Source organism: Hydrogenophaga taeniospiralis CCUG 15921 (assembly GCF_001592305.1).
In the GTDB taxonomy this organism is placed as follows: Bacteria; Pseudomonadota; Gammaproteobacteria; order Burkholderiales; family Burkholderiaceae_C; genus Hydrogenophaga; species Hydrogenophaga taeniospiralis.
Window position 1 is genome coordinate 246,023 of the sequence record NZ_BCWR01000011.1, and the last position, 14,975, is coordinate 260,997.

Genomic DNA, 14,975 nt, shown 5'->3' on the forward strand with positions numbered 1-14,975 from the left:
GGGCTCAGGCGGTCTGCGCGTTGGGCAGCGCCAGGCGCGAGGTGTCTTCTTCGCCTTCTTCGGTCTGGTCGCGCCCGGCGTTCAGGCGCGCGATGTCTTCGAGCGTGATGTCGCCCGTGACGTACACCCCATCAAAACAGGATGCGTCGAAACCGGCGAGCTTGGGGTTGAGCGAGCCGATGGCCAGCTTCATGGCGTCCACGTCCTGGTAGATCAGCGCGTCGCAACCGATGCTCAGGCGCACCTCTTCGACCGTGCGGTTGTGCGCCACGAGTTCGTCGGGCGTGGGCATGTCGATGCCGTAGACGTTGGGGTAACGCACCGGCGGCGCGGCACTGGCCAGGTAGACCTTGCGGGCCCCGGCGTCGCGCGCCATCTGCACGATTTCGCGGCTGGTGGTACCGCGCACGATGGAGTCGTCCACCAGCAGCACGTTGCGGCCCTTGAACTCGCTGGCGATCACGTTGAGCTTCTGGCGCACCGACTTCTTGCGCACGCCCTGCCCCGGCATGATGAAGGTGCGGCCCACGTAGCGGTTTTTCACAAACCCCTCGCGGTACGGCAGACCGAGCAACTGGGCCAGTTCCATCGCGCTGGGCCGCGACGATTCGGGGATCGGGATGACCACATCGATCTCGTTCGGCGGCACGGTGGAGACCACGCGTTTGGCCAGGGTCTCGCCGAGGTTCAGGCGCGCCTGGTAGACCGAGATGCCGTCGAGCACGGAGTCGGGACGGGCCAGGTAGACGAACTCGAAAATGCAGGGGTTGTGGCTGACCTTGTCCGCGCACTGCTGGAACTGCATGTTGCCTTCCAGGTCCACGAACAGCGCCTCACCGGGCATCACGTCGCGGTCCAGCTCGAAGCCGTTGCCTTCCAGCGTGACGGATTCGCTCGCCACCATCACGCCGCTGTCGCTGTGGCCCACGCAGAGCGGGCGAATGCCGTAGGGGTCGCGAAACGCCACCAGGCCATGGCCGGCGATCAGCGCCACCACCGCATAGGAGCCGCGCACGCGCTGGTGCACACCGCGCACCGCCGCGAACACGTCGGCCGGCTTGAGGGTGATGCCGCGCGTGACCTTTTCCAGCTCGTGCGCCAGCACGTTGAGCAGCACCTCGGAGTCGCTCTCGGTGTTGATGTGGCGGTGATCGGCCTGAAACAGTTCCTGCTTGAGCGCCTGAGCGTTGGTCAGGTTGCCGTTGTGCACCAGCACCAGGCCAAACGGCGCGTTCACGTAAAAGGGCTGCGCCTCCTCTTCGGAGTAGGCATTGCCGGCGGTCGGGTAACGCACCTGGCCCAGGCCGCAGTTGCCCGGCAGCGCGCGCATGTTGCGGGTGCGGAACACGTCGCGCACCATGCCCTTGGCCTTGTGCATGAAAAACTTGCGGCCCTGCTGGGTCACGATGCCGGCCGCGTCCTGGCCCCGGTGCTGCAGCAGCAGCAACGCGTCATAAATCAGTTGGTTGACCGGCGCTTTGCTCACCACGCCCACGATTCCACACATGTTCGGATCCTTACGGAAAAAGACAAAAACCCTACGTCAGGTAGCGCGACAGCGCTTCGGGCAGCAGAGGCTTGAGCGCGTGCAGCGTGTCGGTGAGCGTGTCCGCCACCACCGACTCCCGCCACCAGTCCTGCGTCTGCAGGGACGTCATGCTCACCACCACCGTCACACCCAGCAATATCACCAAACCGCGGGCCAGGCCAAAGGCCCCGCCCAGAATCCGGTCCACCGGCCGCAGGCCCACGGACTCCACCAACTTCTTCACCAGCCACGCCACCAGTCCACCGGCAAACGCCGCGGCCAGAAACACCACCACGAACCCCGCGGCCAGCCGCACCGGCGGCGACGTGCCCTCCATGGGCAACCAGGCACCCACCTCGGCGGCATAGGCCTGCGCCAGCACGAACGCCACCACCCAGCCCGCCACCGACAGCACCTCGTAAACCAGCCCGCGCCACAACCCCAGCAGCGCCGACAGCAACAACACGGCCAACAGGGCCCAATCCAACCAGCTCATCGGCATCGGATCCCGGCCAGACCGGCGGTGGCCCTCACAGCGTCAGCACGGCGGCGGGCAGCCCCAGCGCCTTCACGCGCGCCGCCGCCTTGTCGGCCTCGGATTTGCTCGCAAAAGGCCCCAGACGCACACGGATGCGCTTGCCATCAGGCGTTTCGGCCACATGGGTGTAGGTCTTGAGCCCGGCGCGCTCCAGTTTCAGACGCACTTCGCGCGCACGCGCCGCATCGGCAAAAGCACCCACCTGCACCACGGCGCGCACGGCCGCAGGGCCGGCGGGCTTGTCTTGTGGCTGCGCGCGATCGGCCTCAGCCGCTTGAGCGGGCGCCGGCGGTTTGGCCACAGGCTCCGGTTTTTCAACGGGGGCGGGCTTGACCTTGGCCTCGACCTGGGGCGACTTGTCGGTTTCGGGGGCGGCGGCTGCCGCGGGGCGCGTCGGCTCCACGATCTCTTCGCGCGCACCCAGGCTTTCGCCGGCGGACAGCGCGGCGGTTTCGACGGGCGCCGGTGCGGGCTTGGGCTCGGTTTTGCTGCTGGGGGCCGCCTTGGGGGCGGACAGCGCAGGCGCCGGGTTCTTGGCGGGAATTTCGATCGGAATGTCCACCGAGATCGGGCGCGGCTGGGTGTCAAACAGCAACGGGAAACCCAGCACGCCCAGCAACACCAGCACGCTGGCACCGATCAGGCGGTGGCGCGCACGGCGCCGCACGGCCTCGATGCTCTGCGGCGGGGGTGTCGTTGGAGTGCCCTGGGAGCCTGAACGGGAAGTGATCATTCGGGGTGGACCAATGCGCCATCAATGCCTGGCGGGAAGCGCGACACGGCATTCGCGCTGTGTGGGAGGCTTCAGGAAGCCAGGTGTTTTGCAGACATTCGGGGGACGCCGTCCTGCAAAACACCCCCCACGGTGAAGAACGAACCGAAGACCACGATTCTATCAGCGGGGTCCGCCGCCGACACCGCGGCGCGCAAGGCGTCCATGGGGCTGGCGTGGACGCCCGCCACCCGGCTTTTCCCGCCGGGCGCGGTCGCCGGCGTGGCTTCCAGCAGTTGCGCCAGCGCTTTTGCACTGCTGGCCCGGGGCAGTGGCAGGTCGGTCACATGCCAGCGGTCGATCAGCGGCGCGATGCGTTCCAGCATGGCGCCCAGATCCTTGTCGGCCATGGCGCCGAACACGGCATGGGTGGTCGGGTAATAGCCCATGGCGTCGAGGTTTTCGGCCAGCGCCGCCACCGAATGCGGGTTGTGGGCCACGTCCAGCACCAGCGTCGGCGTGCCGGGCACGATCTGGAAACGCCCCGGCAGCTCCACCATGGCCAAGCCGTTGCGCACCGCCTGGGCCGTGACCGGCAGGCGTGGGCGCAGGGCCTCGATGGCCGCCAGCACGCCGGAGGCGTTGACCAGCTGGTTGGCGCCGCGCAGCGCCGGGTAGGCCAGGCCGGCGTAACGCCGCCCGCCGTGCGAGGGGTGCATGGCCCAGCCCCACTGCTGCTGGTCGCCGGCGAAATGAAAGTCCTTGCCCAGGCGCCACAGCTCGGCGCCCACCTCCAGCGCCCGGTCCAGCACGCTTTGCGGCGGAACCGGGTCGCTCACCACCACCGGCCGGCCGGTGCGCATGATGCCGGCCTTCTCATAGCCGATGGCTTCGCGGTCCGGGCCCAGGATGGCCATGTGGTCCAGCGCGATGCAGGTGATCACGGCGCAGTCGGCGTCCAGGATGTTCACCGCGTCCAGCCGACCTCCCAGACCCACTTCCAGAATCACCACCTCCAGCCCGCTGCGCGACAGGGTGCGCAGGATCGCCAGCGTGGTGAACTCAAAATAACTCAGGCTGATGCTGTCTTCACCGCCCTGCCCCAGCCGGGCCGCCTCCACCTCGGCGAACGCGGGCAGCAGCGCGTCGGCGGCCACCGCCTGGCCCTGGATGCGGCAGCGCTCTTCGAAGTGCACCAGATGCGGCGAGGTGTAGACGCCGGTGCGGTAGCCCGCTTCGCCGTAGATGGCTTCGAGCATGGCGCAGGTGGAGCCTTTGCCGTTGGTGCCCGCCACGGTGATCACCGGGCAATCCATCGCCAGACCCATGCGCTGCGCCACGCGCTGCACGCGGTCCAGGCCCATGTCGATGGTGACAGGGTGCAGTCGCTCGCAGTGCGCGAGCCAGTCTTCAAGCGTATTCAGGGCCGGGAACGTGTTCATGGCCCTGATTATCCCGGGCCGGCCAAAACCTCAGCGCGCGAAGCGGTCCGTGGCCTCGATCAGCTTCGTGAGGATGCCGGGTTCGTTGAACGCGTGCCCGGCGTCTGGCACCAGGTGGAAATCGGCCTGCGGCCAGGCGCGGTGCAGCGCCCAGGCCGTGTGGGCGGGGGTGCAGACGTCGTAGCGCCCCTGCACGATCACGCCGGGAATATGCGCCAACTTGCCCGCGTCGCGGATGAGCTGGCCCTCGTCCATCCAGCCGTCGTGCACGAAGTAGTGGTTTTCGATGCGCGCGAAGGCCAGCGAGAACGCGTCGTTCGAATGTTTGGCCGTGTTGGCCTCATCGGGCAGCAGGCGGATCGTCTGCCCTTCCCACAGGCTCCAGGCGCGCGCGCAGGCCAGTTGCTCGGCCGGGTCCGCCCCGGTCAGGCGCCGGCGGTAGGCGCCGATCAGGTCGCCCCGCTCAGCCTCGGGAATGGGCGCCACAAAACCCTCCCACAGATCCGGGAACAGCCACGAAGCGCCCTCCTGGTAGTACCAGAGCAGTTCCTCGCGCCGCAGCGTGAAGATGCCGCGCACGATCAGCGCCGACACACGCTCGGTATGCGTCTGCGCATAGGCCAGCGCCAGCGTGCTGCCCCAGGAGCCGCCGAACACCAGCCAGCGGTCCACGCCCAGCATCTCGCGCAGCCGCTCCATGTCGGCCACCAGGTGCCAGGTGGTGTTGTTCTCCAGCGAGGCGGCGGGCTGGGAGCGCCCGCAACCGCGCTGGTCGAACAGCAACACGCAGTAGCGCTCCGGATCGAACAGGCGGCGGTGATCGGCCGAGCAGCCCGAACCCGGCCCGCCGTGCAGGAACACCGCCGGTTTTCCCTTCGGGTTGCCGCACAGCTCCCAATAGACCGAATGGCCGTCGCCGGTGTCGAGCACGCCGGTCTGGAACGGTTCGATGGGCGGGTAAAAGTCGCGCTGGGTCATGGTGATGGCTTCGGGTTGGGCCGCGCCTGCCGAGGAACGCGTGCCAGAATTCGGGGATGACCACACTCTACGGCATCCCCAACTGCGACACCGTCAAAAAGGCCCGCGCCTGGCTGGCGGAACACGGCGTCGAACACCGCTTCCACGACTTCAAGAAACAGGGCGTTCCCGAGGTTGATCTCGACCGCTGGCTGGCCGCCGCCGGCTGGGAGAAACTCGTCAACCGCAAGGGCACGACCTGGCGAGGGCTGGACGAGGCCACGCGCAACGCGGTGGTGGACAACCCCACCGCCCGCACCCTGCTGCTGGACCACCCCAGCGTGATCAAGCGCCCTGTCGTGGCCTGGGCCAAAGGCGCCATCACCGTCGGCTTTGACGCCACCGACTGGCAACAACGGCTCTGACCTCCCCGCCCGCCTAAAATCGCGGTTTCGCCTCCACTTTTCACACCCTCCCTCCCATGAGCACCACCCAGATCAGCGGCGTGACCGTCAACACCCAGGCCAGCGTGTACTTCGACGGCAAATGCGTCAGCCACGGCATCACCTTCCCGGACGGCACCAAGAAGTCGGTTGGCGTGGTGCTGCCCGCCACGCTGACGTTCAACACCGGCGCCCCCGAGATCATGGAATGCGTGGCCGGCGGCTGCGAATACAAGCTGGCCGGCACCGACGCCTGGCTCAAGTCCGGCCCGGGCGACAAGTTCAGCATCCCCGGCAACAGCAGTTTCGACATCCGCGTGACCGAGCCCTACCACTACATCTGCCACTTTGGCTGAGCACACACATGGCCACCATTCTTCAAAACCTTCCCACGCAACAGAAAGTCGGCATCGCCTTCTCCGGCGGCCTCGACACCTCCGCCGCTCTGCTGTGGATGAAGCAGAAGGGCGCAATCCCCTACGCTTACACCGCCAACCTCGGCCAGCCCGACGAGCCGGACTACGACGAGATCCCGCGCAAGGCCATGCAGTACGGCGCCGAAAAAGCGCGCCTGATCGACTGCCGCACCCAGCTGGCGCACGAAGGCATTGCCGCGCTGCAGTGCGGCGCCTTCCACATCAGCACCGCGGGTGTGACCTACTTCAACACCACGCCGCTGGGCCGTGCCGTCACCGGCACCATGCTCGTGGCCGCGATGAAGGAAGACGACGTCCACATCTGGGGCGACGGCAGCACCTACAAGGGCAACGACATCGAGCGTTTCTACCGCTACGGCCTGCTGACCAACCCCAGCCTGAAGATCTACAAGCCCTGGCTGGACCAGCTGTTCATCGACGAGCTGGGCGGCCGCGCCGAAATGAGCGCCTTCATGACCGCCAACGGCTTCGGCTACAAGATGAGCGCCGAAAAGGCCTACTCCACCGACAGCAACATGCTGGGCGCCACGCACGAGGCGAAAGACCTGGAGCACCTCAACAGCGGCATCACCATCGTCAACCCCATCATGGGCGTGGCGTTCTGGAAGGATGAAGTCGAAGTCAAACGCGAAACCGTGACGGTGCGCTTTGAAGAAGGCCAGCCGGTCGCGCTGAACGGCCAGACCTTCGACTCGCCGGTGGACCTGATCCTGGAGGCCAACCGCATCGGCGGCCGCCACGGCCTGGGCATGAGCGACCAGATCGAAAACCGCATCATCGAAGCCAAGAGCCGCGGCATCTACGAAGCCCCGGGCCTGGCGCTGCTGCACATCGCCTACGAGCGCCTGGTGACCGGCATCCACAACGAAGACACGATCGAGCAGTACCGCATCAACGGCCTGAAGCTCGGCCGCCTGCTCTACCAGGGCCGCTGGTTCGACCCGCAGTCCATCATGCTGCGCGAGACCGCCCAGCGCTGGGTGGCGCGCGCCATCACCGGCGAGGTGACGATCGAACTGCGCCGCGGCAACGACTACTCGATCATGAACACCGACTCGCCCAACCTGACGTACGCGCCCGAGCGCCTGTCGATGGAAAAGGTGGAAGACGCGCCGTTCACGCCCCTGGACCGCATCGGCCAGCTGACCATGCGCAACCTCGACATCACCGACACGCGCGCCAAGCTGGGCATCTACGCCAAGAGCGGCCTGCTGTCGCTGGGCGAAGGCGCGCAAATGCTGCGGCTGGAAGGCGACAAGGGCGAATAAGCCCTTTCCTTTCCGCTTCGTTTCTTGCCTTGACCTCGCGGGATCGGAGCGCCGTGGCACTCCGATCCGAGGAGTTGGTCGCGTTCAGCCGCCCAGCGCCATCCTGCATTGAAGCGATGCCGGCATGTGATCGCAACGCATAGACCAGTGCTTCAGACCACCACAGGCTCCGGCTCCAGCCGGATGCCAAAACGCTCGTACACACTGGTCTGGATTGCCTTGGCCAGCGTCATCACCTCGCCGCCGGTGGCGCCGCCCCGGTTCACCAGCACCAGCGCCTGCTTTTCGTACACGCCGGCGTGGCCCACGCTCTTGCCCTTCCAGCCACAGGCATCGATCAGCCAGCCCGCGGCCAGCTTGATGCTGCCATCGGCCATGGGGTAGTGCACCACCTTCGGATCGCGCGCGATGATGTCGGCACACTGCTCGGGCGTCACGGTCGGGTTCTTGAAAAAACTGCCGGCGTTGCCGATCACCGCCGGGTCGGGCAGCTTGGCGCGGCGGATCGCCACCACCCAGTCGAAGATCTGGCGCGCGTCGGGCGCGTGGATGCCGGTCTCGGCCATCTTGCGCTCCAGGTCCAGGTAGCCCAGCACCGGCTTCCAGGGCTTGGGCAGCCAGAAACGCACCCGCGTGATGAGCGCGCGGCCCGCCAGGCCCAGCCCCTTCTCGCCGGCCGGTGCATGCTTGAACACCGAGTCCCGGTAGCCAAAACCGCATTGCGCGGCGTCGAGCGTGAACGCCTGGCCGGTCTGCAGGTCGATCGCGTCGAGCGAATGAAAGCGGTCCTGCAGCTCCACGCCGTAGGCGCCGATGTTCTGCACCGGCGAGGCGCCCACCGTGCCCGGAATCAGCGCCAGGTTTTCCAGACCGGGCCAGCCCTGCTCCAGCGTCCAGGCCACGAAGTCGTGCCAGTTTTCACCCGCACCGCCCTCCACCACCCAGCCCTTGGCGTTGTCGTCGACCAGGCGGCGCCCGGCGATCTCGACCTTGATCACCAGCGGCTTGATGTCGCCCGTGATCACCAGGTTGCTACCGCCGCCCAGCACGAAGGCCCGCTCGCGCGCGGCGCCATCGGCCCACTCCGGGCTGTTCATGAGCTGCGCCACCTCGGCGCCCGAACCCACACGCACCAGCCGCTGCGCACGCGCGACGATGCCAAAACTGTTGTAGGGCTGGAGCGCCACGTTGTTCTCGACTAACATCCCCGGATTGTCTCATTCACGCTCTTCGGATCCCCCACCATGCCCTCTTTTGACACCGTACTCGAAGCCGATTTTGTGGAAGTGAAGAACGCCGTTGACCAGGTCTCGCGCGAAATCGGCACCCGTTTCGACTTCAAAGGCACCAGCGCCGCAATCGAACTCAAGGACAAGGAAATCATCCTGCACGGCGACGCGGACTTCCAGCTCCAGCAGATCGACGACGTGCTGCGCAACAAGCTGACCAAACGCGGCGTGGACGCGCGGTTCCTGGACGTGGGCAAGGTCGAGAAGGTCGGCGGCGACAAGGTCAAGCAGGTGGTCAAGGTCCGCAACGGCATCAGCACCGAAGACGGCAAGAAGATCCAGCAGGCCATCAAAGGCAGCAAGCTGAAGGTGCAAGGCGCCATCCAGGGCGACGCGGTGCGCGTGACCGGTGCCAAGCGCGACGACCTGCAAGCCGCCATGGCACTGATCAAGAGTGAGCTGAAAGACCTGCCGCTGTCATTCAACAATTTTCGGGATTGAATGGTACCCCCCGCGCCGCGCTGCGCGCGTCACCCCCCAGGGGGCGGCGTTGGCGGCCCGGCAAAGCCGGTTCCGCGACGCCCTGGCCCCATCCCCCTCATGCCCACACCTTTGCTGCCCGCACTCGTCTTGGTCCTTGCTGCCGGGACTTCGTATGCGCAGTCGGTGGCGCTGTCGGGTGTGGCGGGTGGCAAAGCCTTGCTGACCATCGATGTCGCGGCGCCGAAGTTCGTGAGCCCGGGGCAGACGCACCAGGGCGTGAAGCTGCTGAACACGCAGGGTGACATGGCGGAGGTGGAGATCGATGGCCGGCGCCAGACCCTGCGTGTGGGCGATGCGCCGGTGAGCGTGGGCCGGGGCGTGTCCAGCGGTGCCGGTGGCGCGCAGCGCATCGTGCTCACGGCCGATGCGCAGGGCCACTTCATGCCCTCGGGCCAGATCAACGGCAAAGCCGTCCAGTTCATGGTGGACACGGGCGCGACGCAGGTGGTGCTCAGCGAGTCCGACGCCAAGCGCATCAACCTGAAGTACCAGCAGGCCCAGAAGGTCCAGGTGAGCACGGCCAACGGCGTCGTTGTGGGCTACCAGATGAAACTGGACTCGGTGAAGATTGGCGATGCCCAGGTGTATGGCGTGTCGGGCATCGTGTTACCGCAGCCCATGCCCTATGTGCTGCTGGGCAACAGCTTCCTGACGCACTTCCAGATGCAGCGCAGCAACGACCAGCTCACGCTGGAAAAACGTTTCTAGACATCAAAGTGACGGCTTCTGTGCGGCCGTCACCACGATCTCGATCTTCCAGGCTGGATCGGCCAACGCGGCCTGGACCGTGGCACGCGGCGGCGCGGTGCCTGGCACCACCCAGGCGTCCCACACCTCGTTCATGGCGCCGATCTCGCGAATGTCGGTCAGGTAGATCTGGGTGCGCAGGATGCGCGACTTGTCGCTGCCGGCCTCCAGCAGGCGCTGCTGCACCTGGTCCAGCACGTCCTGGGTCTGGCGGCGGATGTCGGTGTCACCGCGCTCGGGCACCATGCCCGCGAGGTAGACCACGCCATTGAATATGGCGGCTTCGCTGTAGCGCGCCGCCACGCCGTGGCGCACGATGTCATGGCTCATGTCTTTTTCGCTCCGAGTTTGCTTTCCTTGCCGGCCAGCAGCCGGTTGATGTTTTCCGCGTGGCGCCACACCAGCAGGATGCCCATGACCGCCAGGCTCAGCACCATGACGCCCGGCGCGTCCCAGGCCACATGGTTGCCAAACAGGTAATAGGCCGGCGCGAACAGCGCCGTGACGATGGACGCCAGCGAGGAATAGCGGAAGAAGAACGCGATGATGACCCAGGTGGCCAGCGCCGCCAGCCCCAGCCAGGGGTTGAAGCCCAGGATCACGCCGGCGGCCGTGGCCACGCCCTTGCCCCCCTGGAACCGGAAGAACACCGGGTACAGGTGCCCGAGGAATGCGGCCAGCCCCACCAGCGCCACCGTGCCGTCGCCCAGGCCCCAGGCCGCGCCCCACCCCATCACCACCACCACCGGCAGCCAGCCCTTGAAGGCGTCCAGCAGCAGCGTGACGATGGCTGCGGCCTTGCTGCCCGAGCGCAGCACGTTGGTGGCACCGGGGTTCTTGCTGCCGTAGGTGCGCGGATCGTTCAGACCCATCAGGCGACTGACCAGCACGGCGAACGACAGCGAGCCGATCAGGTAGGCGGCCACCGTGGCCAGCAGCGGATAGACGAATTCCAACGGAAGCTCCTCGGGATGTGGGGGTGCCGGATGCAGCGGCGTGCGCGCCCGGCGGTGCGCCTATTCTGCCAGCGCGCAATGCACCGGCCTCGCGCCCAACGGACCGGCCAGCACCGCGGGATCAAGGCCCACCAGAAAGCCCCGCCGCCCGCCGTTGATCCAGATCCGGGGCAGCGCCAGCACCGAACCCTCCACCCACACCGGCATGTCGCGCTTGAGGCCAAACGGCGAGGTGCCGCCGACGAAGTACCCGCTGTGCCGATTGGCCACCTCGGGCTTGCAGGGCTCGATCGACTTGGCCCCGGTCTGGCGCGCGAGGTTCTTGGTCGAGACGGTGCGGTTGCCGTGCATCAGCACCGCCAGCGGCCGCGCCTGCTCGTCCTGCATGATCAAAGTCTTGACCACCGCAAACGGGTCCAGCCCCAGCACCGCCGCGCTGTGCTGCGCGCCGCCGTGCTCCAGGTACTCGTAGGGATGCTCGGTGAACGCCACACCGTGGGCCTTGAGCCAGGCGGTGGCAGGCGTTTCAGAGATGTGCGCTTTTTTCGCCATGAATGGATGCAACAAGGACGGTGTCTGGCCCAGGATGCGGTGGAACCGGCTCCGCCGGGCCACTCGCATCGCCCCCTTCGAGGGGCGCGTGCAGCGCGGCGGGGGTGGGCTGGTTACTGGGCAGGATCGCGAACTTCCCAGCGAATTTTGTCGATCTCTTGGAGCAGGTCCGCAGAGAGCTCTGTGCCCCAGGCATCCAGGCATTCGTCGAGCTGGGACAGCGAGGTCACACCGATGATGGTGCTGGCCACCTTGGGGTTGCGATAGCAGAACGCCAGCGCCATCTGCACCGGGGTCAGGCCGTGCTCACGCGCCAGTGCGTTGTAGCGGCGCGCCGTGTCCAGTGCCTCCGGGCGGCCCCAGCGCTGCTTGCGCATCGAGTCGTAGATCGACATGCGCCCGGCGTCGCCCACCAGGCCGGTGGCATCGTATTTGCCGCTCAGCAGGCCAAAGCCCAGCGGCGAATAGGCCAGCAGCGACACCCCGAGGCGGTGGCAGGTTTCGTCCAGCCCGTTCTCGTAGCTGCGGTTGATCAGGCAATACGGGTTCTGCACCGTGGCCACGCTGGAGAGCCCGTGTTGTTCGGCCAGCCGCACGAACTCGTGCACGCCGTAGGGCGACTCGTTGGACAGGCCGATGGCGCGCACCTTGCCCGCCTGGACCAGCCCGCTCAGGGCTTCGAGCTGCTCCAGCACCGAGGGCATGGGCCGGTCTTTCGAGGGGTCGAAATAGAGGGCGCCAAACGTGGGCATGTTGCGCGCCGGCCAGTGGATCTGGTACAGGTCGATCACGTCGGTCTGCAGGCGGCGCAGGCTGCCTTCGCAGGCCTCGACAACACCGGCCTTGCTCACCTCGGGGCGCAGCCAGGGCATGCCACGCGCCGGGCCGGCCACCTTGGTGGCGAGCACCACCTTCTGGCGCGCGTCCGGGTTCCTGGCGAACCAGTTGCCGATGATGGATTCGGTGGCGCCGCAGGTCTCGGCCTTGGCCGGCACGGCATACATCTCGGCGGTGTCGATGAAGTTGACCCCCCGCTCCAGGGCGCGGTCGAGGATGGCGTGGGCGGCGGCTTCCTGGACCTGCTCGCCAAAGGTCATGGTGCCCAGGCAGATGGGGGTGACTTGCAGGCCGCTGGAGCCGAGTGCAACAGTGTTCATGGAGGGGTGTGCAAATGCGTATGGGGTGGTAAAAGAAGGCCGAGTCGGTCTATAAGTTTAGGGCCGCCGGCGGGGCCGGGTTGTCTCCGCCGAAACTGGCCCACACGCCTTTCAGGAGATTTGTCCATGCGCCGTTTCCTCACGCCCACCCACGCGGCCCTGTGCGCCATGTGTCTGGCCTTCGCGGGCTGTTCATCGCTACCGGGCCAGGGCACGGCAGACGGTTCGCCGGGCACGTCCGCGGCGCCGAGCCCCGTGCTGACGGTTCCCGCCGCGATGGCCTTTGACGTGGGGCGCTCGACCGTGAAGCCCGCCCTGGCGCGCCAGCTCAATGCGCTGGGCACCCAGCTCAACGCCCGCCCGGGCACGCGGGTCAACATCCTGGGACACGGCGACGACAACCGCAGCGAATCGGCCAACCGCCTGCTGGCGCAGGACCGCGCGCTGAGCGTGCGCGACTACCTGATCGCCCGGGGCGTATCGATCATCCGGCTGCGCGCCGAGGGCCGCCCGGCCAACCGGCAGCTGGAAATCCACCTCAGCGACGTCGCGCCGCCCAAGGCCTCGCGCTGATCAGGCCCGCGCCCTGGCCCGCTCTTCTTCCTGCAGCCGCAGCACGCGCCGCTGCACCTTGCCGGTGGTGGTCATGGGCAGCGCGTCCACGAACTCGATCTCCTTGGGGTACTCGTAGGGCGCGAGCTTGCCTTTCACGTGCGCCTGCAGCTCCGCCGTGAGTGCCTGCTCGAACACTGGGTCGCCCAGGGCGCGGCCGGCTTGCGCGGTCAGATACTCCTGCGCCAGCACCACATAGGCCTTGACCACCGCGCCGCGCTCGGCGTCGGGCTTGGGCACCACGGCGGCGTTGGCCACCGCCGGGTGTTTGACCAGGCAGTTTTCGATCTCGCCCGGCCCGATGCGGTAGCCCGCGGCCTTGAACACGTCGTCGGCCCGGCCCTGGTACCAGAGGTAGCCGTCGGCATCGCGCACCGCCATGTCGCCGGTGCGGCACCAGCTGCTGGCCATGTCGCCGGTGAACTTGGCGCGCGTGGCGGCCTCGTTTTTCCAGTAGCCCAGGAAAAAGATCGGATCGGGATCGCCGTGCACATCGAGCCGGTGCACCGCCACGTCGCCCGGCACACCCACCGGGCACTCGTTGCCCTCGTCGTCGATCACCGCCACGCGGTGGCCCGGATAACCCTTGCCCATGCTGCCCGGCTTGGCAGGCCAACCTGTTCGCCCCCGCGCTCCGCCGCTGCGCGGGTCGCTGCCCCCCAAGGGGGTGCCGCCTTGCTTGGGGCGGCCCGGCGCTGCGGCGTTGCCCCATTCCATGGCGCAGTTGCCCACGATGTAGTTGATCTCGGTCTGGCCGAACATCTCGTTGACCGTCACGCCGAGCTGCTGCTGGCAGTAGGCGAACACGGCGTCGCCCACCGCCTCGCCCGCGCTCATGATGGCCTGCAGCCGCAGCGTGTAGCGCTGGCGTGGCTCGGGAAAGGCCTTCATCATGGCCTTGAGCGCGGTGGGAAACAGGAAGCTGTGCGTCACGCCATGGCGCTCCAGCAGCTCGAACGCGGTCTGAGGACTGAAGCGCCCGTTGTAGCCCACGATGGGCCGGCCGAAGTACAGCGTGGGCAAGAGCGCGTCCATCAGACCACCAGTCCAGGCCCAGTCGGCCGGCGACCAGAACACCGCCTGCGAAGGCTGGGCCGCGTCGAAGGGATCGAAGCCGAACCAGTTCTGGCTGCAGACAAAGCCGGTGAGGTTGCCGATGAGCGCGCGGTGCGGAATCAGCGCACCCTTGGGGTTGCCGGTGGTGCCGCTGGTGTAGATCAGCACAGCAGCCTCGTCGGCCAGGGTGTGTACCAGGGCAAAGTCGGGCGCGGCCTGCGCCAGCACGGCCGACCAGTCCAGCGCCCCGGCCCGGGCGGGCTGCACACCCACCGCGACCACGGTGCGCAGCAGCGGGCAGGCATCGCTCACGGACTGCACAGCGTCGAGCGTGCTGGCGTCGCAGATCGCCACCACGGCCTCGCTGTCGTGCAGTCGGTATTCCAGCGCCTCGGGGCCGAACAGCTGCGACAAAGGCATGCCCACCGCCCCCATCTGCAGCACCGCCATGTAGGCTACGGCGGTCTCGAAGCGCTGCGGCAGCACGATGGCGACGCGGTCGCCGCGTTCCACCCCCATCGCCGCGAGCGCGTTGGACAAGCGGTTGGCCTGGTCCTGCAGCTCGGCGTAGCTGTGGTGGCGGTCAGGCTGGCCCGCGGCGCAGGCGATGACCGCGGTGCTGGCGGCGGTGGCGGGCTGTGCCGCCCAGCGCCGCAGGCAGACCTCGGCCATGTTGAAACGATCGGGCACTTGCCAGCGAAACCCGCTGTGCAGTGCGTCGTAATGGTTCACCGCCGCCGGGCGGCGCGTGGGCGTGGTCTTGTCCCGGCCTTGACTCTGCGGCATCGCCTGTCTCCA

At 67.4% G+C, this 14,975-nt stretch carries 17 protein-coding genes; 6 read left to right on the forward strand and 11 right to left on the reverse strand.

Features of this window, described 5'->3' with window-relative positions:
• Nucleotides 1-4: 4 nt before the first annotated feature.
• From purF to pip, 5 genes are all read right to left on the reverse strand, one after another.
• Nucleotides 5-1,507 carry an amidophosphoribosyltransferase gene (gene purF, locus HTA01S_RS15385; protein WP_068173410.1) on the reverse strand — a complete coding sequence of 501 codons (1,503 nt, stop codon included), beginning with the start codon at nucleotides 1,505-1,507 and terminating at the stop codon, nucleotides 5-7.
• Nucleotides 1,508-1,538: 31 nt separating this feature from the next.
• Nucleotides 1,539-2,024 carry a CvpA family protein gene (locus HTA01S_RS15390; RefSeq protein ID WP_068173413.1) on the reverse strand — a complete coding sequence of 162 codons (486 nt, stop codon included), beginning with the start codon at nucleotides 2,022-2,024 and terminating at the stop codon, nucleotides 1,539-1,541.
• Between the two features lie 34 nt (nucleotides 2,025-2,058).
• A complete protein-coding gene (locus HTA01S_RS15395; protein WP_068173415.1) occupies nucleotides 2,059-2,799 on the reverse strand; it encodes an SPOR domain-containing protein in 741 nt (246 codons plus the stop codon).
• 71 nt (nucleotides 2,800-2,870) lie between these two features.
• Nucleotides 2,871-4,220, reverse strand: a complete 1,350-nt coding sequence (gene folC, locus HTA01S_RS15400) for a bifunctional tetrahydrofolate synthase/dihydrofolate synthase (RefSeq protein ID WP_068173417.1) — start codon at nucleotides 4,218-4,220, stop codon at nucleotides 2,871-2,873.
• A gap of 30 nt (nucleotides 4,221-4,250) precedes the next feature.
• Nucleotides 4,251-5,198, reverse strand: a complete 948-nt coding sequence (gene pip / locus HTA01S_RS15405) for a prolyl aminopeptidase (RefSeq protein ID WP_068173419.1) — start codon at nucleotides 5,196-5,198, stop codon at nucleotides 4,251-4,253.
• 56 nt (nucleotides 5,199-5,254) lie between these two features.
• On the opposite strand from pip, the gene HTA01S_RS15410 reads away from it, so the two are divergent.
• The 3 genes from HTA01S_RS15410 to argG are packed head-to-tail and all read left to right on the forward strand — an operon-like array spanning nucleotide 5,255 to nucleotide 7,325.
• A complete protein-coding gene (locus HTA01S_RS15410) occupies nucleotides 5,255-5,602 on the forward strand; it encodes an ArsC family reductase (protein ID WP_068173421.1) in 348 nt (115 codons plus the stop codon).
• 56 nt (nucleotides 5,603-5,658) lie between these two features.
• Nucleotides 5,659-5,976, forward strand: a complete 318-nt coding sequence (ppnP, locus tag HTA01S_RS15415; RefSeq protein ID WP_068173424.1) for a pyrimidine/purine nucleoside phosphorylase — start codon at nucleotides 5,659-5,661, stop codon at nucleotides 5,974-5,976.
• An 8-nt stretch (nucleotides 5,977-5,984) separates the two neighbouring features.
• On the forward strand, nucleotides 5,985-7,325 hold the full coding sequence (argG, locus tag HTA01S_RS15420; protein ID WP_068173428.1) for an argininosuccinate synthase: 1,341 nt from the start codon (nucleotides 5,985-5,987) through the stop codon (nucleotides 7,323-7,325).
• A 152-nt stretch (nucleotides 7,326-7,477) separates the two neighbouring features.
• Here the strand turns inward: argG and murB are convergent, their stop codons facing one another.
• Nucleotides 7,478-8,530 carry a UDP-N-acetylmuramate dehydrogenase gene (murB, locus tag HTA01S_RS15425; RefSeq protein WP_068173430.1) on the reverse strand — a complete coding sequence of 351 codons (1,053 nt, stop codon included), beginning with the start codon at nucleotides 8,528-8,530 and terminating at the stop codon, nucleotides 7,478-7,480.
• 39 nt (nucleotides 8,531-8,569) lie between these two features.
• Here murB and HTA01S_RS15430 point away from each other — a divergent pair, with 39 nt between their 5' ends.
• Together HTA01S_RS15430 and HTA01S_RS15435 are read left to right on the forward strand one after the other, a co-directional pair.
• On the forward strand, nucleotides 8,570-9,055 hold the full coding sequence (locus tag HTA01S_RS15430; RefSeq protein WP_068173432.1) for a YajQ family cyclic di-GMP-binding protein: 486 nt from the start codon (nucleotides 8,570-8,572) through the stop codon (nucleotides 9,053-9,055).
• Nucleotides 9,056-9,154: 99 nt separating this feature from the next.
• The gene (locus HTA01S_RS15435; protein WP_068173435.1) at nucleotides 9,155-9,805 is read left to right on the forward strand and encodes a retropepsin-like aspartic protease family protein; all 651 of its coding nucleotides are present in this window, start codon (nucleotides 9,155-9,157) and stop codon (nucleotides 9,803-9,805) included.
• 3 nt (nucleotides 9,806-9,808) lie between these two features.
• On the opposite strand, the gene HTA01S_RS15440 is transcribed toward HTA01S_RS15435, so the two are convergent.
• From HTA01S_RS15440 to HTA01S_RS15455, 4 genes are all read right to left on the reverse strand, one after another.
• Nucleotides 9,809-10,174, reverse strand: coding sequence for a RidA family protein (locus tag HTA01S_RS15440; RefSeq protein ID WP_068173438.1), 366 nt, complete (start codon nucleotides 10,172-10,174; stop codon nucleotides 9,809-9,811).
• Nucleotides 10,171-10,800, reverse strand: a complete 630-nt coding sequence (gene plsY / locus HTA01S_RS15445) for a glycerol-3-phosphate 1-O-acyltransferase PlsY (RefSeq protein WP_068173440.1) — start codon at nucleotides 10,798-10,800, stop codon at nucleotides 10,171-10,173. The genes HTA01S_RS15440 and plsY overlap by 4 nt, the downstream gene beginning before the upstream one ends.
• A 60-nt stretch (nucleotides 10,801-10,860) precedes the next feature.
• Nucleotides 10,861-11,352 (reverse strand): aminoacyl-tRNA deacylase, encoded by a 492-nt coding sequence (locus HTA01S_RS15450; protein WP_068173441.1) that lies wholly within the window; start codon nucleotides 11,350-11,352, stop codon nucleotides 10,861-10,863.
• A 113-nt stretch (nucleotides 11,353-11,465) separates the two neighbouring features.
• A complete protein-coding gene (locus tag HTA01S_RS15455; protein ID WP_068173443.1) occupies nucleotides 11,466-12,509 on the reverse strand; it encodes an aldo/keto reductase in 1,044 nt (347 codons plus the stop codon).
• Nucleotides 12,510-12,635: 126 nt separating this feature from the next.
• On the opposite strand from HTA01S_RS15455, the gene HTA01S_RS15460 reads away from it, so the two are divergent.
• Nucleotides 12,636-13,082 (forward strand): OmpA family protein, encoded by a 447-nt coding sequence (locus HTA01S_RS15460; protein WP_068173445.1) that lies wholly within the window; start codon nucleotides 12,636-12,638, stop codon nucleotides 13,080-13,082.
• Here the strand turns inward: HTA01S_RS15460 and HTA01S_RS15465 are convergent, their stop codons facing one another.
• Nucleotides 13,083-14,963: an acyl-CoA synthetase gene (locus tag HTA01S_RS15465; RefSeq protein ID WP_068173447.1), complete on the reverse strand. Its 1,881-nt coding sequence runs from the start codon at nucleotides 14,961-14,963 to the stop codon at nucleotides 13,083-13,085. It abuts the gene before it with no gap.
• Nucleotides 14,964-14,975 lie beyond the last annotated feature (12 nt).